Raw genomic sequence first — 17,936 nt, forward strand, 5'->3', positions numbered from 1 at the left:
TATGAAGAAACCTGAATTGTTAGTAACGCCAAGAGCGGTGGCGGATATCGAACCTCTTGCGAAAGCAGGAGCAGATGCGGTAATGATCGGTGAGCAAAAGTTTGGTTTACGTTTAGCAGGGGAGTTTTCACGTGAAGATGTAAAACAAACTGTGAAGATTGCACATGAAAATGGTGTGAAAGTATACGTAGCCATGAACGCTATGTTCCACAACGATAAAGTAGAAGAATTAACAGATTACGTTTCATTTTTAAACGAAGTAAATGTAGATGCAATTGTTTTCGGAGATCCAGCGGTATTAATGGCTGTTCGCGAAGTAGCACCAAATATGCAGTTGCACTGGAATACAGAAACGACAGCAACAAACTGGTTCACTTGTAACTACTGGGGACAAAGAGGAGCGAAGCGCGCTGTATTAGCTCGTGAGCTGAGCTTAGATGAAATTGTTGATTTAAAAGAAAATGCTGAAGTGGAACTAGAAGTACAAATTCACGGTATGACTTGTATGTTCCAATCGAAGCGTTCATTAGTAGGAAACTACTTTGAGTATCAAGGACGTAATCTTGACATTGAAAAGAAAAAATATGAAGAGAATATGTTCTTATATGACCCAGAGCGTAACAATAAATATCCAATTTATGAAGATGAAAATGGTACTCACATTATGAGTCCGAACGATATTTGTTTCATCGATGAATTAGAGGAACTAATCGAAGCTGAAGTTGATAGCTTAAAAATCGACGGTGTACTAAAAAGCTCTGAATACATTATTGAAGTAACGAAGAAATATCGTCAAGCGATTGATTTATGCGTAGAAGATCGTGATGCATATTATGACGTGAAAGATGATCTATATAAAGAAATAGAAGAAATGCAACCAGTAAATCGTCCGTTAGATACAGGATTCTTCTTTAAAGAAACGGTTTACTAAACGAGGAGGGTGTAGGAAATGACTGTACAAGAAATTTCACGAGTGATCGATGGCAAACGTGTTATTGTGAAGAAACCTGAACTGTTAATCCCTGCGGGTAACTTAGAAAAATTAAAAGTAGCTATCCATTACGGGGCAGATGCTGTATATTTAGGTGGACAAGAATTTGGTCTTCGTTCGAATGCAGGTAACTTTACGCTAGAAGAAATGGCAGAAGGCGTTGAGTTTGCAAAGAAGTATGGAGCAAAAATATACGTAACAACAAATATCTTTGCACATAATGAAAATATGGATGGGCTAGAGGAATATTTAAAAGGGATTGAAAAAGCTGGCGTAACGGGAATTATCGTTGCTGATCCGCTTATCATTGAGACTTGTAAACGCGTAGCGCCTTCTGTTGAGGTGCATTTAAGCACACAGCAATCACTATCCAACTGGAAAGCAGCACAGTATTGGAAAGAAGAAGGTTTACATCGTCTTGTATTAGCTCGTGAAGCAAGCTATGAAGAAATGAAAGAAATTAAAGAAAAAGTGGATATTGAAATTGAAGCATTCGTACATGGTGCAATGTGTATCGCATATTCAGGAAGATGCACATTAAGTAACCATATGACAGCGCGTGATTCTAATCGTGGTGGTTGTTGCCAATCTTGCCGCTGGGATTATGATTTAGTTCAAACAGTATCACAACATAAAGATGCAAAAGAGCTTCCTCTATTCCAAGAAGGAGATGCTCACTTTGCGATGAGTCCAAAAGATTTAAATTTAATTTTATCAATTCCGAAAATGATTGAAATCGGAATCGATAGCTTAAAGGTAGAAGGACGTATGAAATCAATCCATTACGTAGCGACTGTAGCAACTGTATATCGTAAAGTAATTGATGCTTATTGTGCGGATCCAGATAACTTTGAGTTTAAACAAGAATGGTTAGATGAGCTTGATAAATGTGCAAATCGTGATACAGCTCCTGCATTCTTTGAAGGGGTTCCAGGACATCAAGAGCAAATGTTTGGAAATCATAGTAAGAAAACAACGTATGATTTTGCTGGTTTAGTGTTAGATTATAATGAAGAAACGGGCATCGTAACGATTGAGCAACGTAATCATTTCAAACCAGGACATGAAGTGGAGTTCTTTGGACCAGAAATAGAAAACTTTACGCAAACGGTGGAGAAAATTTGGGATGAGGATGGAAACGAATTAGATGCAGCGAGACATCCGTTGCAAATCGTGAAATTCAAAGTGGATCAACGAGTGTATGTGAATAATATGATGCGCAAAAGCATACTTCAATAAGAAAGAGTGATAGTCGAATGGGGACGAATAAGCCTGTTGTAATTGGAATTGCTGGTGGTTCGGGATCAGGTAAAACGAGTGTAACGAAAGCGATTTTTGACCATTTTAAAGGTCATTCTATTTTAATCTTAGAGCAAGATTATTATTACAAAGATCAAAGCCATTTACCAATGGAAGAGCGTTTAAAAACAAATTATGATCATCCGCTTGCGTTTGATAATGATCTGTTAATTGAACATTTGCAGCAATTGCTTGCATATGAGCAAATTGATAAGCCTGTATATGACTATACATTGCATACGCGTTCAGAAGAAATTATTCCAGTTGAGCCGAAAGATGTAATTATTTTAGAAGGAATTCTTATTTTAGAAGACCCACGTCTTTGCGAGTTAATGGACATTAAATTATTCGTTGATACGGATGCTGACCTTCGTATTCTGCGTCGCATGCAGCGTGATATTAAAGAGCGCGGTCGTACGATGGATTCAGTTATTGATCAGTACGTAAATGTTGTACGTCCAATGCACAATCAATTTATTGAGCCTTCTAAGAAATTTGCGGATATTATTATCCCTGAAGGTGGACAAAACCACGTTGCAATTGATATTATGGTGACAAAAATTGCAACAATTCTTGAACAAAAAGTAAATTTGTAATAGCATAGTAAAAGATATACGGTAGGAAGGGATTTTTTCCCTTCCTATCGAATACAATGAAACATGCAACCTCATCTATATATAGGTGAGGGCATATTTATATCAACTTTCCATACATATCTTCTTTATATAAAGAAGAATTGGAAATACGGGGTTGTATGTGACAACTCCGCTAGTGCAAGGGTACTAGAAACCTCCGCTAACAATGGAAGCGGAGGAGTTTTCATATGGAACTCCTCTTTTTTTCGGGGGATTGGTATATAAAAGGAGTGGAAAATATGTCAACAGAAAAAACATACCCTATGACGCAAGAGGGTAAGCAAAAACTAGAGAACGAACTTGAGCAATTAAAAACAGTAAGACGTAAAGAAGTAGTAGAACGTATTAAAATCGCACGTAGCTTCGGGGACCTTTCTGAGAACTCTGAGTACGATGCAGCGAAAGATGAGCAAGCGTTCGTAGAAGGACGTATTACACAATTAGAAAATATGATTCGTAACGCAGTTATCATTAAAGATACTGGCGAAGTATCTACTGTTGTTACATTAGGTAAAACAGTAACATTTAAAGAATTACCAAATGGAGATGAAGAAGCGTACACAATCGTAGGTAGCGCGGAAGCTGACCCATTTGAAGGAAGAATTTCTAACGATTCTCCAATCGCAAAAAGCTTATTAGGTAAGCAAATTGGTGAGAAAGTAACAATCCAAACACCAGGCGGAGAAATGCAAGTAGAGATTGTCTCTGTAAAATAAAAAAAAGATTCTCCTATCGGGAGAATCTTTTTTTTATCCCGCTATTTGCCAGGCAGTAAGACCACTATCTCAAACTTCAGCGGAAGTAAAGAAGTTAGGTGGGCGTCGGACTGCTCGTAAACGCCCGCTTGGTGAGGGCTAATTAAAGTTTCACTTTATCTGTAGAATAGAAAAAATTGTGTAAACCTTAGAGTGATTCGACAAAAAATGTCAAAAAAACATTTTAAACTTTGATATCATAATTGGAGAATATAGGTTTCAAAAGGGAAAAGGGGCTAATTATGAAACATAAAATCTTTACAGGATTGGTTTGTAGTATCTCTATATTAGGACTTGCTGCCTGCGGAACGAAAGAGGAAACTACATCATCAAAGGGAGAAAAAGTGAAGCAAGAAGAAAAACAGGATATTAAAGCAACTGAGAGTTCAAAAGCCTTAGCAAATCCACAAGATAAAAAGGAATTCAATGATTTTGATGTAGCGTATCAATTAGCTATTGTGATGAAAATATTTCAAGATGTAACGATTAAGTACGATTATGCGATTGGGAATCCAGATTATTTATTGCGAGATTCGATGGATCAAAAAACAATAGATGATATGAAGAATATGTTACAAGAACAGGCGAAAAATAATGATAAAATTTTAAAAGATGAAGTGAATCAAGCATATACATATTTAAAACAATCGAAAGTAAGTAATAAAGATGACGTTCAAAAAATAATAGATGCACAAAATAATTATTTACATATTGTAGATAAGATGATTACTTGTATTGATTCTGTAACAGTTGAGAATGCAAAAGAAAAAGAAATGAAATGGATAATTTCAGTAAGGACTATTTAAAAGTAGCGGCTAATGTAACAACTACTGTAATTGAAGTTGCTAAAAACACTGGAGTGAATGAAACTGAATTTAAATCGCTTCTTACGAAATTTTTAGAGAAGCCAAAAAAACAATAATAGCTTTATATAATATCTATTTTTGTTTTGGAGCTTGTATAAATAAAATAGTACCTCGTCTAAACTACAATAGACGAGGTGTTTTTTATGAAAATAAAACGGAGAATTACAATTGTTTTAATTTGTTTTATGAGCGTTATGTTTTTATTGCTTTGTCGTTTAATCCAAATTCAAATTATAGATACAGAATCATTTACTGATCGCAAAATAAATTTAATTGAAAAAAGTGTTACGCAACGCACACAATCCATTACAGTAGACGATGGACGTGGGCAGTTTATAGATCGTAATGGTAAAGAAATAGGTGAGGAAAAATATCCTGTTTTAATTATTTTTCCATTTTTACAAATAAAAAATGACATGTTAGAGAAAATCGCGCATATCATTGGTGTGTCGAGACAAGAGATTAGAAGACAAATGAAAAATAACAAAAATGCATTTACCCTACAAGGAGAAACTGCTCCATTTCGAGTGACACGAGAACAGATGGAGAAGGTAAATGAATTACATGTATTAGGTATTGTAGCAGCTGAAGTGCGATTAAAACAAACTGGAGAGATAAGTCATTTAATTGGTGATGTAGGGGAGAACGAAAGAGAATTTCAAAAGCGATATGGAGAATTGAAAAAAATTTCAAAACAAACGCCGATAGGTATTTCAGGATTACAGCAATCATTTGATGAATTTCTATTGACTGATGGAGAGGCAAAAGTATTATATCAAGTAGATCGGCAAGGAGAACCAATTTTCGGAAAGCAAGCGAAATACACTTCACCAGGAAATCCATTTTATCCAGTTAGGATTCAAACTACTTTACATAAAGAGTTGCAGCAAAAAGCAGAAGAAGTGATTGAAGCAAACGAAATAAAGAAGGGGGGATTAGTATTACTTGATGTAAAGACAAATGAAATATTAGCGATGGTTAGTAAGCCGTCTTTACAAGTAAGGGATGAGAATTTATATAAAACTACACTTGAAAATCAAATGTTAACGCCACATTTTCCAGGCTCTGTTTTTAAAACAGTAGTTGCAGCTGCAGTCATTGATCAAAAAGTAAATTTGTTTAATCGGACATTTAACTGTAATAAAGATTTATATGGTGAAAACGACCCGCAAGTTAGGATGGGTACGCTTAACTTTAAAGAGAGCTTTGCTAGGAGCTGTAACAGGACATTTTCCGAGTTAGGTAACGAGCTATTACAAAAGGATAGGACGGTGTTAGAAACATACGTAGCAGCTCTAGGAGCAAATGAAAAGGTTGGATGGAAAGGTTCTGTATTTCATACACCTCATTTTGAGCAAATGCCAGAAGAGAAAGGCACTACTATTTGGGGGAATGAAGAAAATAAAAGTAATAAAAAAGCGGTAGAACAAACAGCGATTGGACAGAAAGATGTACGTATATCACCTCTAGCAATTGCAAATATGATGGCGACGATTGCGAGGAATGGAGAAAAGATGGAAGTGAAAGCTGTTGAAAAAATAGTATATAAAAATGGAGCGGATTTTTTTACATTTGAGAGCCATACGTTAAATGGAAAACAGCTTTCGTATGAAACAGTGAAAACATTACAAGAGTTATTAAGAGGCGTTGTAACAAGGGAGAAAGGAACAGGAACGGCATTCCGTTCGTTGCCACTAAGTGTCGCTGGAAAATCCGGGACAGCGCAAACGGGGAAAGGGACGAGGGTGAATCGCTGGTTTGCAGGTTATTTTCCGTATGAGAATCCAAGATATGCTTTAGTTGTTGTTGATCTAGAGACTGATAGCAAAGTGAATAAAGTTACACCTACTTTTAAAGATATGGTGGGAGCAATCTATCAATTAGAGAATGAAAAGTAATCTTGCAATTTATAGTGAAATGTCTTCATTTCATGAAAATATCATTGTAAATGTTCAACCTTTCTAGATTTAATGTTACAATAGCAATTAGGAAAAACTGCATGGAGGTTTGGAGAATGGCAGGAGGATCAAGATTCCAACAGAAACAACAAAAACGTCGTCAAAACGGTGTTTTAAATATTGCAATCGCTATTGTATTACTATTAGTAGCTATTGTAGCATATCAATTGTTCGTTCCTAGTACGAAAGAGCAAGCATCTTCTACTGATAAGAAAGTCTCTCAACAAACAACAAAGAATGAGAAAGCTGGAAAATCAGAAGATAAAGAATCTGCTAAGAAAAAAGAAAAAGAACAAGAGCAAGCAGAAGCTAAGAAAAAAGCTGAAGAAGAGAAGCTAAAGGCTGAAGAAGAACAGAAAAAAGCTGAAGAAGAAGCGAAAGCTAACGAGAAAGTATCAGCTGAAAAAACTGTATCTAAGGCAAAAGAGGCTTACACAAAACCTTCTTGGAAAGCTGTAGGAACAGAACAAGGTTCATCACCGGCGATGACGTTTAAACAAGGGTCATCAGATTGGAATGAGATGCAAAGTGCAATTGCTGCAGGTGTTGAGATACCGAAAGAGCAATTAGTATTCCATTTTGTTGGAAGAGACAAAACTGGAAAGAGCAAAGCTTATGGTGATGTTCAAGATAAGCAAAGTGGGAAAAGATATTACGTAAATATTGATTGGGTAGACAATGAGGGCTGGAAACCAGTACTTGTTCAAACTCTAAACTAAAAAAGAGAAGCTCCTTAGGAGCTTCTCTTTTTTGTTAACGCAATTTCTTTAATTTAAAATGAACAACCGCGCTATAATACGGTCTTTTGCTTTCAGGATCCATAACCATTTGATGAGAGATGTGATGAACTTCAAGCATAAGTGCTTTATTATTATCGATTTGTTCACTAATTTTTCGTTCTAAAGAAGCTAAGTCTCCCGCTTCAAAAAATTCTACTTTATCTTCTAACATTTCAAAGGTAAATGACATGAAGACGGCCCCTCTCCTATGTAATCAACTATAGTGTAACAAAGAAAAGAAGGAAATACCATGTACATTTCAATTGACATTTTTAGAAAGAGGGAATATCATACTGATAAAACCGATAAGAAAAAGGGGAATTTTTATGGGCACAGAATTTAATGGTTTATTTGATGAGTGGGCTCATACGTACGACTCATTCGTACAAGGCGAGGATATACAATATAAAGAAGTTTTCGCCCATTATGAGGATATTCTAGAGGATGTAGTTAACAAGTCATTTGGTAATGTATTAGAATTTGGTGTCGGTACAGGTAATTTAACAAATAAATTATTACTTGCTGGCCGCACAGTTTACGGTATAGAACCGTCGCGTGAAATGCGCATGATTGCAAAAGAGAAATTGCCAAAAGAATTTTCAATTACAGAGGGTGATTTTCTTTCGTTTGAAGTTCCAAATTCAATTGATACCATTGTAAGCACCTATGCATTTCATCATTTAACAGATGATGAAAAAAATGTAGCGATTGCGAAGTATAGTCAATTGCTAAACAAAGGTGGTAAAATAGTGTTTGCTGATACGATATTTGCAGATCAAGATGCATATGATAAAACTGTTGAAACAGCAAAAGAAAGAGGTTTCCATCAGTTAGCAAACGATTTGCAAACGGAATACTATACACGTATTCCAGTTATGCAGACTATTTTTGAAAACAATGGCTTCCATGTAACTTTCACGAGATTAAATCATTTCGTTTGGGTAATGGAGGCAACTAAGCAATAGAAAGAGGGATTAGATTGAGAATTGCTGTAATTGGAGCAATGGAAGAAGAAGTACGTATTTTACGTGACAAATTAGAACAAGCAGAAACAGAAACGGTTGCTGGTTGTGAATTTACGAAAGGGCTATTAGCAGGGCATGAAGTAATCTTGTTAAAGTCTGGTATTGGTAAAGTAAACGCAGCGATGTCAACGACAATTTTATTAGAAAAATATAAGCCTGAAAAAGTAATTAATACTGGTTCAGCTGGTGGATTCCATCATTCTCTAAACGTTGGTGATGTAGTTATTTCCACTGAAGTTCGTCACCATGACGTAGATGTAACAGCATTTAACTATGAATATGGTCAAGTACCAGGAATGCCGCCTGGATTTAAAGCTGATGAGGCGTTAGTTGCATTAGCTGAGAAATGTATGCAGGCTGAAGAAAATATTCAAGTTGTAAAAGGTATGATTGCAACAGGTGATTCATTTATGAGTGATCCGAATCGCGTTGCAGCCATCCGTGATAAATTTGAAAATCTTTATGCGGTAGAAATGGAAGCAGCAGCTGTTGCACAAGTATGCCACCAATATGAAATTCCGTTTGTTATCATTCGCGCACTTTCTGATATTGCTGGTAAAGAATCAAATGTTTCATTTGATCAGTTTTTAGATCAAGCAGCTCTTCATTCTACAAACTTTATCGTAAAAGTGTTAGAAGAGTTAAAGTAATGTAACAAAAAGGCAACTGTCTCATATAAAGAAAATACATACAGTTGCCTTTTCTTTATTGGCAAACAAGGGGGAGAACACGATGAATGTATATCGTGGAGTTCATGAGTTAATTGGTCATACACCAATTGTAGAAATTACTCGTTTTTCACTTCCAATAGGGGTCCGTTTATTTGCAAAGCTTGAATTTTATAATCCAGGCGGAAGCGTTAAGGATCGTTTAGGAAGAGAATTAATCGAAGATGCGCTAGAAAAAGGGCTTGTTACCCAGGGTGGAACAATTATTGAACCGACTGCTGGGAATACTGGTATTGGACTGGCACTTGCAGCATTAGAACATGATTTACGTGTTATTGTTTGTGTACCAGAGAAATTTAGTATTGAAAAACAAGAATTAATGAAAGCACTAGGTGCAACTGTCGTGCATACACCGACTGAGCAAGGAATGACCGGTGCAATTGCTAAAGCAAAAGAGTTAGTAAATGAAATACCGAATTCATACTCTCCAAGTCAGTTCGCAAATGAGGCAAATCCTCGTGCATATTTTAAAACATTAGGACCTGAACTGTGGGACGCATTGAATGGAGAGATTAACATATTTGTTGCTGGAGCAGGAACTGGCGGTACGTTTATGGGGACTGCATCTTACTTGAAAGAAAAAAATATAGATATTAAAACAGTTATCGTAGAGCCAGAAGGATCTATTTTAAATGGTGGTAAGGCTGGTTCACATGAGACCGAAGGAATTGGACTGGAATTTATCCCCCCATTTTTGAAGACATCTTATTTTGATGAAATTCATACGATTTCTGATCGAAATGCATTTTTACGAGTGAAAGAATTAGCGCAAAAAGAAGGACTTCTCGTTGGAAGCTCTTCAGGAGCAGCATTTCATGCGAGCTTACTTGAGGCAGAGAAGGCAGCACCAGGTACAAATATTGTAACCATTTTTCCAGATAGCAGTGAGCGCTATTTAAGTAAAGACATATACAAAGGATGGGAATAAAAAATGAGAGCAAAGACAAAGTTAATTCATGGTATTCGCATAGGAGAACCTTCAACTGGATCTGTAAACGTACCGATTTATCAAACAAGTACGTACAAACAAGAAGCAGTTGGTAAGCATCAAGGATATGAATATTCACGTACAGGTAACCCAACACGTGCAGCTTTAGAAGAAATGATTGCTGTATTAGAAAATGGGCATGCTGGATTTGCATTTGGTTCAGGAATGGCTGCTATTACAGCGACAATTATGTTGTTCTCAAAAGGTGACCACGTTATTTTAACAGATGATGTGTATGGCGGAACATACCGCGTTATTACGAAAGTATTAAACCGTTTCGGTATTGAGCATACATTTGTAGATACAACAAACTTAGAGGAAGTTGAAGAAGCGATTCGTCCAAATACGAAAGCAATTTATGTAGAAACACCAACGAACCCACTACTAAAAATTACTGATATTAAGAAAATATCTACTCTTGCTAAAGAGAAAGACTTATTAACAATTATTGATAACACATTCATGACGCCATATTGGCAGTCGCCGATTTCTTTAGGAGCAGATATTGTGCTTCATAGTGCAACGAAATATTTAGGAGGTCATAGTGACGTAGTTGCAGGTCTAGTAGTTGTAAATAGCCCACAACTAGCAGAAGATCTTCACTTTGTACAAAACTCAACAGGAGGTATTCTTGGGCCACAAGACAGCTTCTTACTACTTCGTGGTTTAAAAACGTTAGGAATTCGTATGGAAGAACATGAAACGAATTCACGCGCTATTGCTGAGTTCTTAAATAATCATCCAAAAGTAAATAAAGTATATTACCCAGGTCTTGAATCACATCAAAACCACGAATTAGCAACAGAACAAGCAAATGGATTTGGTGCTATTATCTCATTTGATGTAGATAGTGAAGAGACATTAAATAAAGTACTTGAGAAATTGCAGTACTTTACACTTGCTGAAAGTTTAGGAGCAGTAGAAAGTTTAATTTCTATTCCATCTCAAATGACACATGCATCAATCCCAGCAGATCGCCGCAAAGAATTAGGAATTACAGATACATTAATTCGTATTTCTGTCGGTATTGAAGATGGTGAAGATTTAATTGAAGATTTAGCACAAGCGCTAGCATAATAAAAAAACGCACTGCTCTATATTAGCAGTGCGTTTTTTTATTACATTATTTTGTGAAATATTTCACAAAATAGACATACACAAACGAAATGATTTCATGTATATTGAATTCAGGAAATGTTACTCACGAACAAACTTGTGAAACATTTCGCAAACAATGAAATTCATGTAGGAAAGCATCTCTATTTTTTTATGTTAATTGGGACTTATTTTGACCTATAGGGACATATAAGGACCGTGATAGTAGAATAGGAGGAAATTTACATGGTAGTCAAAGAGAAAGTTGTAAATGAAATGCAGGAAGTAAAAAAGATGATTGATACGCTAGTAAATAATGGTCAACAAGCTTTACAAGCATTAGAAAGTTTTACACAAGAGGAAATTGACAACATTGTTCATGAAATGGCATTAGCAGGTGTTGATCAACATATGCCGCTAGCAAAATTAGCAGTTGAAGAAACTGGCCGTGGTGTATATGAAGACAAATGCATTAAAAATATTTTTGCCACTGAATATATTTGGCATAGTATAAAGCAAGATAAAACGGTAGGAATTATTCACGAAGATTCTCATGAAGAAATAATAGAAATCGCGGAACCTGTCGGTGTAGTAGCTGGGGTAACGCCAGTAACGAATCCAACGTCGACAACAATGTTTAAAGCGTTAATTGCGATAAAAACAAGAAATCCAATTATTTTCGCGTTTCATCCTTCCGCACAAAAATGTTCTGTGGCAGCGGCGAAAACAGTATATGATGCAGCGATGAAAGCTGGTGCACCAAAACACTGTATTCAATGGATTGAAAGACCGTCTGTTGAAGCGACGAAACAATTAATGAACCATGATGGTGTAGCACTCGTTCTAGCAACTGGAGGCGCTGGTATGGTGAAATCAGCTTACTCTACTGGAAAACCAGCGTTAGGCGTTGGGCCTGGTAATGTACCGTGTTATATAGAAAAATCAGCACATGTAAAACGAGCTGTTAATGATTTAATTTTATCGAAAACATTTGATAACGGTATGATTTGTGCATCGGAACAAGCAATCATTGTCGATAAAGAAATCTATGATGATGTTAAAACAGAAATGATTGAAAACAATTGTTACTTTGTAACAGAAGAAGAAAGAAAAAAATTAGAAAAGCTTGTTATAAATGAAAATACATGTGCAGTAAATAGTGATATTGTAGGGAAATCAGCACAGTATATTGCCGATTTAGTTGGGATTACTGTTCCTGAACATACAAAAATGCTTGTAGCTGAAATTCAAGGTATCGGAGCAGCATATCCGTTATCTCGTGAGAAACTGAGTCCAGTATTAGCTTGTGTGAAGGCGAATTCATTAGAAGAAGGATTTACATATTGCGAAGAAATGTTGAACCTAGGTGGTTTAGGACATTCAGCAGTTATCCATTCTACAAATAAAGATGTGCAAAAGCAATTTGGGTTACGTATGAAAGCTTGCCGTCTCATTGTAAATGCACCTTCATCACAAGGTGGAATAGGGGATATATATAATGGATTTATTCCATCACTTACACTTGGTTGTGGTTCATACGGAAAGAATTCAGTTTCCCAAAATGTAACAGCCACTCATTTATTAAATATAAAAAGGCTGGCAAATAGAAAAAAGAATATGCAGTGGTTCAAATTGCCACCAAAAATTTATTTTGAAAAACATGCTACAGCTTATTTAGCAAATATGCCTAACATTTCACGTGCGTTTATTGTAACGGACCCTGGAATGGTTGAACATGGCTATGTCGATACAGTCGCGCACTATTTAAACAAGCATGCAAATGATGTGAAAGTTGAAGTTTTCTTTGAGGTCGAACCAGATCCATCAGATGAAACTGTTTTTAAAGGTGCGGAAATGATGAGAAGCTTTAAGCCAGATGTAATTATCGCACTTGGTGGTGGTTCAGCTATGGATGCAGCAAAAGGAATGTGGTTATTCTATGAGCATCCAGAAACGACATTCTATGGCATTAAACAGAAGTTTTTAGATATAAGAAAACGTACATGTAAATATCCGGAATTAGGAAATAAGGCGCAGTTTGTTGCGATTCCAACGACATCAGGAACGGGATCAGAAGTGACACCATTTGCGGTTATTACAGATAAGAAAAATAATATAAAGTATCCGCTTGCAGACTATGAATTAACACCAGATGTAGCAATTGTTGATCCGCAATTTGTAATGACAGTACCACCACATGTAACAGCAGATACTGGTATGGATGTTTTAACACATGCAATTGAGGCGTATGTGTCTGTTATGGCAAATGACTATACAGATGGATTAGCATTAAAAGCTATTGATCTCGTATTCAAATATTTACCGAGAGCATATAAAGATGGAAATGATGAAGAAGCAAGAGAAAAAATGCATAACGCTTCTGCAATTGCAGGTATGGCATTTGCAAATGCTTTCCTCGGTATTAATCACAGCTTAGCACATAAAATTGGACCAGAATTCCATATTCCGCACGGACGCGCAAATGCCATTCTAATGCCGCATGTAGTCCGCTATAATGCTATTAAGCCAAGAAAACACGCATTGTTCTCAAAATATGAGCACTTTGTGGCAGATGAAAGATATGCACATATAGCGAGAATGCTCGGGCTTCCAGCAAGCTCGGCAGCAGAAGGGGTGGAATCACTCGTCAAAGCAATTATTGAGCTTGGAAAAAGCTTAAATATTAATATGAGTATTGCAGGACAAGGAGTAGATAAAGAGCAATTTGAAGAGGTTGTTGGAGTATTAGCAGAAAGAGCTTTTGAAGATCAATGTACAACTGCTAATCCAAAGTTGCCGCTTATTTCAGAACTGAAAGAAATTTATATGGAAGCATATAAAGGTGAATAATGATTAAAAAAGAGCCGCAGTAAAGCGGCTCTTTTTTTATTGGAAAACATCTCCCAGAATGCCTGTATTTACTGGTCTTTCAGTTTCATAGAATATGATACAGTGAAATGGAGGAGTGAGAATATAATGAAAGAATTAAAAGGAAAAATAGAAGACTATACTCGGTTCGGACAAATTCTTCTCGCTGTAAGTACATTGTTAATGGTTGGCTTGTTGATTCCGAATGGAGCAAAAGAGACAATCCAATTTTTTGTTATGATGGGGAGCATCGTTATATTTTTAAGTTTATCGTTCTTTTTCTTTCAGCGTGTGAAAGTGATGCGTGACCAGCTAGAGGAAAATGAATGTGAATAATATTGTTAACTAGAGCGCGGCGAAAAGAAAAAATCTTTTTGTCACGCTTTTTGTTTTTTGTAGAAAAATGTATGCGTTTCGTGTTGACAATGATAATCCTTATCAATTAAAGTAGAATAGTAGTTAATGATTATCATTATCAATTAGAGGTGAAGGAATGAAAAAATCTATTACGCTATTTACAGCGATTTTATCTATTTTTTTCTTGTTAATAGGTTGCAGTGCCAAAGGGGACGAAAAAGCGTCTGCAACCAAAACAGAAAAAGGAAAAGAGAAAATCGAAATTACCGACCTATCAGGAAGAAAGGTAACATTCGATAAAGTGCCAGAAAGTTTTGCAACATTAAGTATGGGGGACATGGGTATTATTCATGCTTTAGGTGGAAAAATAGTAGGTCGCCCGGATACGAAATTAACTCTTCCAGAGGAGTTAAAGAAAGCACAAGTAATTGGGAATGCACATCAACCGAATTTTGAGCAAATTGCTAGTTTAAAGCCCGATGTACTTGTTGCTAACAATGGATTCCAAAAGAATGTGCCAACGGTTGAAGGACAAGGAACGCAAGTTATCATTTCTTCTGCGAATTCTGTACAAGATATTCAAAAGAATATTGAATTATATGGAACGGTAATGAAGAAAGAAGATAAAGCAAAAGAAATTAATCAAAAAATGAATGATCAAATGAAGAAATATGAGAAAAAGAGCGATGTGAAAGCATTGCTAGTGTATGGCGCACCAGGTACTTATTTAGCGGCATTACCAACATCTTTATCAGGTGATATTTTAGAAAAAACAGGCGGAAAAAATATTGCTTCTGATTTTCCAGAAACGAAAGAATATCCGCAATATGCACAGCTAAGTGTAGAACGTATTATTGAGGCGAATCCAGATGTGATTTATTTAATTACACACGGAGATCCAAAAAGTGTGAAAAAAGCATTCGAAGGCGAAATGATGAAAAATGAAGCGTGGAAAAATTTAGAGGCAGTAAAACAAAACCGCGTAGTTATTTTGCCACCTGATTTATTTGGATCTAATCCTGGTACAAAAGTTACAGAAGCAATGGACTTTATGTATAAAAGTATACAAGATGTAAGGAAATGATACGTATGGAAAGTAGTGAAGTAGTAAGAGAAAAGGAACATCCTTTTGCGAAAAAAAGATGGATAATAGCAGTTACTTTAGTTATATTAACAATCCTAGGTCTCTTGTACGGTCTTTTCGCAGGAAGTTTATCCTTTTCTATACGAGATATTTTAACAGGTATACAAGAAGAAGGTTCGACAGTTCATCGAATTGTATGGGATCTTCGCATACCGAGAGTGCTTATTGGGTTTATAGTAGGAACATGTTTAGCTGCATCTGGTACACTGCTACAAGGGGTTATGAGAAACCCTCTTGCAGATCCTGGTATTATCGGAGTTTCATCTGGAGCAGGCTTTGTAGCAATTGTCATCATGATTTTATTCCCACAGCATCTAGCTTTTTTACCACTAGGGGCGTTTTTAGGAGCTTTCATAACAGCGATGGTTATTTATGCTTTATCATGGCAAAAAGGGGCACCACCTTCAAGGATCGTCTTAGTAGGGGTGTCGATCAATGCATTAATTGGTGCAGCAACGTCAGCATTAATGTTATTACATAGTGACAAAGTACAATCGGTGTTACCGTGGTTAGCGGGCGGTATTGGTGGTGTAAGTTGGGCACATTTAAACATGATTATTTATTATGCAATATTCGCCATTATATTAGCTTTCTTTGGTATTAAGCATATTCGAGTGTTAATGCTTGGAGATGAAATGGCAAAGTTATTAGGACATAATGTGGAAAAAAGTCGGTTTTATTTAATCGTAGTAAGTACATTATTAGCTGGAATTGCAGTAAGTGTGTCTGGTCTTATTGGATTTGTCGGTCTTGTCGTACCACATATGCTACGTTTATTAGTTGGAAATGATTATAGATATTTGCTACCTTTATCATGCCTTGGCGGCGGGGTATTACTTGTTTTTGCGGATGCAATAGCTCGAAGTTGGTTTGACCCAATCGAATTGCCTGTTGGTATTTTACTGTCCTTCTTAGGTGGTCCGTTCTTCTTATATTTAATTCATAGAGGAGGAAAACAAAGTGATTTCCGTTAACAAAGTGTTTTACGCACACTCTGAAAGATTTCAAATGCAAAATATGAATGTACATATTAAGGTTGGAGAAATCGTTAGTTTAATTGGTCCGAATGGATCGGGAAAATCTACTTTGCTTCGTTTAATAGCAAGGCTACTGAAACAAAGCGAAGGGGACATCATTTTAGATGGGAAAAATATTCATATGATGAAGAGTGCTGATGTAGCGAAGCAATTAGCAATGTTACCACAAATGCATGATCATCAATTAGACTTAACAGTGAAAGAACTAATTGAGTTCGGAAGAGGTCCACATAAATCATGGAGTAGCCGCTTAAATAAAGAAGATGAAGAAATTGTTGATTGGGCATTGTCTGTTACAAATCTTGAAGGGTATGAATATCGTCTTTTACATTCTTTATCAGGAGGGGAACGGCAACGTGCTTGGATTGCGATGACGCTAGCGCAACGTACAAATGTCTTATTATTGGATGAACCAACAACTTTTTTAGATATCGTTCACCAGTTGGAAGTAATGGAACTTGTGAAACGATTAAATGAGGAGTTTGGAATGACAATTATAATGGTTTTACATGACATTAACCAAGCTGCTCAATATAGTGATCGTTTACTTGTATTAAAGCGAGGAAAGATTCAGTATGATGGTATACCAGAAGAAGTACTATGCCATGAAATGTTTCAACATGTATTTGGCATAGATGTAGATATTTTTCAGGGAAGTGACAAGCCTTTTTTTACACCGAAACGAATTTCTAAAAGGGGAGAAGAGCGATGCAAACAGAAGAGCGTATTACCACTGAATTAGTAAGAGAATTTGTTATGGCAGCTCACGGGGATTTAGAGAAAGTACAAGAGCTATTGGTTGAATCACCAAGCTTACTTCACGCTTCTTATAATTGGGGTGGATCAGATTGGGAAAGTGCGTTAGGCGCATCGGCACATGTAGGTCGTAAAGATATTGCTCTTTATTTACTAGAAAAGGGTGCTCGGATGGATATTTTTGCAGCAGCTATGCTTGGTGAATTAGAAGTTGTACAAGCTATTTTAGTAGCTCAACCAGAAGCATTGCGTGCATCTGGCCCTCATGGTATTTCTCTTCTTCAACATGCACGAATGGGTGGAGAGAAATCTAAGCGTGTATATGATTATCTAGCAATACTATCTTAATGAACGAAGGAAGTTCTTATGAGCGGTAAACTTTTCACTTGAAACAATTGGAAAGTTTACCGCCCGTTAGAACGGGATAAGTATCTAGTATATTTGAAAATCCTACACCCCCCTCAATTGTAGTTTTCTTTATGCTAGTTATGATATGGATGCAGTGGACAATATTTGTCTACTGCTTTTTTTAGTTATTTGGAATGAATATTGTGTATTTTATCGTTGGTTCATTTATCCCGCTATTTTCCAGGCAGTAAGACTCTTGCCTAAAAATTCAGTTAAAGCAAAGAAGTTAGACGGGAGATCCACTGCC

The 17,936-nt window shown here is 36.4% G+C and carries 17 protein-coding genes and 1 pseudogene; 17 read left to right on the plus strand and 1 reads right to left on the minus strand.

Annotated features, from left to right (window positions below):
• The first annotated feature begins 1 nt into the window (after position 1).
• The 7 genes and pseudogenes from IQ781_RS21005 to IQ781_RS21035 all read left to right on the plus strand — a co-directional run bounded on the left by IQ781_RS21005 (position 2) and on the right by IQ781_RS21035 (position 7,223).
• Positions 2-931, plus strand: a complete 930-nt coding sequence (locus tag IQ781_RS21005; protein ID WP_000742801.1) for a peptidase U32 family protein — start codon at positions 2-4, stop codon at positions 929-931.
• A gap of 18 nt (positions 932-949) precedes the next feature.
• On the plus strand, positions 950-2,230 hold the full coding sequence (locus IQ781_RS21010; RefSeq protein ID WP_000217974.1) for a peptidase U32 family protein: 1,281 nt from the start codon (positions 950-952) through the stop codon (positions 2,228-2,230).
• Between the two features lie 17 nt (positions 2,231-2,247).
• Entirely contained in the window at positions 2,248-2,886 is a 639-nt protein-coding gene (gene udk / locus IQ781_RS21015; protein WP_000537078.1) for a uridine kinase, read from the plus strand.
• A 278-nt stretch (positions 2,887-3,164) separates the two neighbouring features.
• Positions 3,165-3,641, plus strand: a complete 477-nt coding sequence (gene greA / locus IQ781_RS21020; RefSeq protein WP_000102591.1) for a transcription elongation factor GreA — start codon at positions 3,165-3,167, stop codon at positions 3,639-3,641.
• Between the two features lie 281 nt (positions 3,642-3,922).
• Positions 3,923-4,602 (plus strand): annotated as a pseudogene (locus IQ781_RS21025) (hypothetical protein).
• A gap of 87 nt (positions 4,603-4,689) precedes the next feature.
• A complete protein-coding gene (locus IQ781_RS21030) occupies positions 4,690-6,444 on the plus strand; it encodes a peptidoglycan D,D-transpeptidase FtsI family protein (RefSeq protein ID WP_000695148.1) in 1,755 nt (584 codons plus the stop codon).
• Between the two features lie 116 nt (positions 6,445-6,560).
• The gene (locus tag IQ781_RS21035; RefSeq protein ID WP_000897098.1) at positions 6,561-7,223 is read left to right on the plus strand and encodes a YrrS family protein; all 663 of its coding nucleotides are present in this window, start codon (positions 6,561-6,563) and stop codon (positions 7,221-7,223) included.
• Between the two features lie 34 nt (positions 7,224-7,257).
• On the opposite strand, the gene IQ781_RS21040 is transcribed toward IQ781_RS21035, so the two are convergent.
• Positions 7,258-7,473: a YrzA family protein gene (locus tag IQ781_RS21040; RefSeq protein WP_000010984.1), complete on the minus strand. Its 216-nt coding sequence runs from the start codon at positions 7,471-7,473 to the stop codon at positions 7,258-7,260.
• 136 nt (positions 7,474-7,609) lie between these two features.
• Between IQ781_RS21040 and IQ781_RS21045 the strand changes: the two genes are divergently transcribed.
• The 10 genes from IQ781_RS21045 (at position 7,610) to IQ781_RS21090 (ending at position 17,629) form a co-directional block, all read left to right on the plus strand.
• On the plus strand, positions 7,610-8,248 hold the full coding sequence (locus tag IQ781_RS21045; RefSeq protein WP_000536320.1) for a class I SAM-dependent DNA methyltransferase: 639 nt from the start codon (positions 7,610-7,612) through the stop codon (positions 8,246-8,248).
• Between the two features lie 14 nt (positions 8,249-8,262).
• A complete protein-coding gene (gene mtnN / locus IQ781_RS21050; protein WP_001217024.1) occupies positions 8,263-8,958 on the plus strand; it encodes a 5'-methylthioadenosine/S-adenosylhomocysteine nucleosidase in 696 nt (231 codons plus the stop codon).
• Positions 8,959-9,040: 82 nt separating this feature from the next.
• Entirely contained in the window at positions 9,041-9,964 is a 924-nt protein-coding gene (locus tag IQ781_RS21055; protein ID WP_001103874.1) for an O-acetylserine dependent cystathionine beta-synthase, read from the plus strand.
• A gap of 3 nt (positions 9,965-9,967) precedes the next feature.
• Positions 9,968-11,101 carry a bifunctional cystathionine gamma-lyase/homocysteine desulfhydrase gene (locus tag IQ781_RS21060; protein WP_001201908.1) on the plus strand — a complete coding sequence of 378 codons (1,134 nt, stop codon included), beginning with the start codon at positions 9,968-9,970 and terminating at the stop codon, positions 11,099-11,101.
• A gap of 264 nt (positions 11,102-11,365) precedes the next feature.
• Positions 11,366-13,969 carry a bifunctional acetaldehyde-CoA/alcohol dehydrogenase gene (gene adhE, locus IQ781_RS21065; protein WP_000260510.1) on the plus strand — a complete coding sequence of 868 codons (2,604 nt, stop codon included), beginning with the start codon at positions 11,366-11,368 and terminating at the stop codon, positions 13,967-13,969.
• Positions 13,970-14,095: 126 nt separating this feature from the next.
• Entirely contained in the window at positions 14,096-14,323 is a 228-nt protein-coding gene (locus IQ781_RS21070) for a YrhC family protein (protein ID WP_000661263.1), read from the plus strand.
• 157 nt (positions 14,324-14,480) lie between these two features.
• Entirely contained in the window at positions 14,481-15,428 is a 948-nt protein-coding gene (locus IQ781_RS21075) for an ABC transporter substrate-binding protein (RefSeq protein ID WP_139846658.1), read from the plus strand.
• A gap of 5 nt (positions 15,429-15,433) precedes the next feature.
• Positions 15,434-16,462: a FecCD family ABC transporter permease gene (locus tag IQ781_RS21080; protein ID WP_002026345.1), complete on the plus strand. Its 1,029-nt coding sequence runs from the start codon at positions 15,434-15,436 to the stop codon at positions 16,460-16,462.
• Positions 16,449-17,267 (plus strand): ABC transporter ATP-binding protein, encoded by an 819-nt coding sequence (locus IQ781_RS21085; protein ID WP_000626552.1) that lies wholly within the window; start codon positions 16,449-16,451, stop codon positions 17,265-17,267. The genes IQ781_RS21080 and IQ781_RS21085 overlap by 14 nt, the downstream gene beginning before the upstream one ends.
• The gene (locus IQ781_RS21090) at positions 17,234-17,629 is read left to right on the plus strand and encodes an ankyrin repeat domain-containing protein (protein ID WP_001192766.1); all 396 of its coding nucleotides are present in this window, start codon (positions 17,234-17,236) and stop codon (positions 17,627-17,629) included. The genes IQ781_RS21085 and IQ781_RS21090 overlap by 34 nt, the downstream gene beginning before the upstream one ends.
• Positions 17,630-17,936 lie beyond the last annotated feature (307 nt).

The organism is Bacillus sp. N447-1 (genome assembly GCF_022701035.1).
GTDB lineage: Bacteria > Bacillota > Bacilli > Bacillales > Bacillaceae_G > Bacillus_A > Bacillus_A cereus.

What these genes read in the sequence shown, in the direction of transcription:
- IQ781_RS21010 (WP_000217974.1), top strand. Translation starts at nt 950, where the DNA reads ATGACTGTACAAGAAATTTCACGAGTGATCGATGGCAAACGTGTTATT.
- IQ781_RS21060 (WP_001201908.1), top strand. Translation starts at nt 9,968, where the DNA reads ATGAGAGCAAAGACAAAGTTAATTCATGGTATTCGCATAGGAGAACCT.
- IQ781_RS21075 (WP_139846658.1), top strand. Translation starts at nt 14,481, where the DNA reads ATGAAAAAATCTATTACGCTATTTACAGCGATTTTATCTATTTTTTTC.
- IQ781_RS21080 (WP_002026345.1), top strand. Translation starts at nt 15,434, where the DNA reads ATGGAAAGTAGTGAAGTAGTAAGAGAAAAGGAACATCCTTTTGCGAAA.
- IQ781_RS21055 (WP_001103874.1), top strand. Translation starts at nt 9,041, where the DNA reads ATGAATGTATATCGTGGAGTTCATGAGTTAATTGGTCATACACCAATT.
- greA (WP_000102591.1), top strand. Translation starts at nt 3,165, where the DNA reads ATGTCAACAGAAAAAACATACCCTATGACGCAAGAGGGTAAGCAAAAA.
- IQ781_RS21005 (WP_000742801.1), top strand. Translation starts at nt 2, where the DNA reads ATGAAGAAACCTGAATTGTTAGTAACGCCAAGAGCGGTGGCGGATATC.
- IQ781_RS21035 (WP_000897098.1), top strand. Translation starts at nt 6,561, where the DNA reads ATGGCAGGAGGATCAAGATTCCAACAGAAACAACAAAAACGTCGTCAA.
- IQ781_RS21070 (WP_000661263.1), top strand. Translation starts at nt 14,096, where the DNA reads ATGAAAGAATTAAAAGGAAAAATAGAAGACTATACTCGGTTCGGACAA.
- IQ781_RS21045 (WP_000536320.1), top strand. Translation starts at nt 7,610, where the DNA reads ATGGGCACAGAATTTAATGGTTTATTTGATGAGTGGGCTCATACGTAC.
- udk (WP_000537078.1), top strand. Translation starts at nt 2,248, where the DNA reads ATGGGGACGAATAAGCCTGTTGTAATTGGAATTGCTGGTGGTTCGGGA.
- IQ781_RS21040 (WP_000010984.1), bottom strand. Translation starts at nt 7,473, where the DNA reads ATGTCATTTACCTTTGAAATGTTAGAAGATAAAGTAGAATTTTTTGAA.
- IQ781_RS21030 (WP_000695148.1), top strand. Translation starts at nt 4,690, where the DNA reads ATGAAAATAAAACGGAGAATTACAATTGTTTTAATTTGTTTTATGAGC.
- adhE (WP_000260510.1), top strand. Translation starts at nt 11,366, where the DNA reads ATGGTAGTCAAAGAGAAAGTTGTAAATGAAATGCAGGAAGTAAAAAAG.
- IQ781_RS21090 (WP_001192766.1), top strand. Translation starts at nt 17,234, where the DNA reads ATGCAAACAGAAGAGCGTATTACCACTGAATTAGTAAGAGAATTTGTT.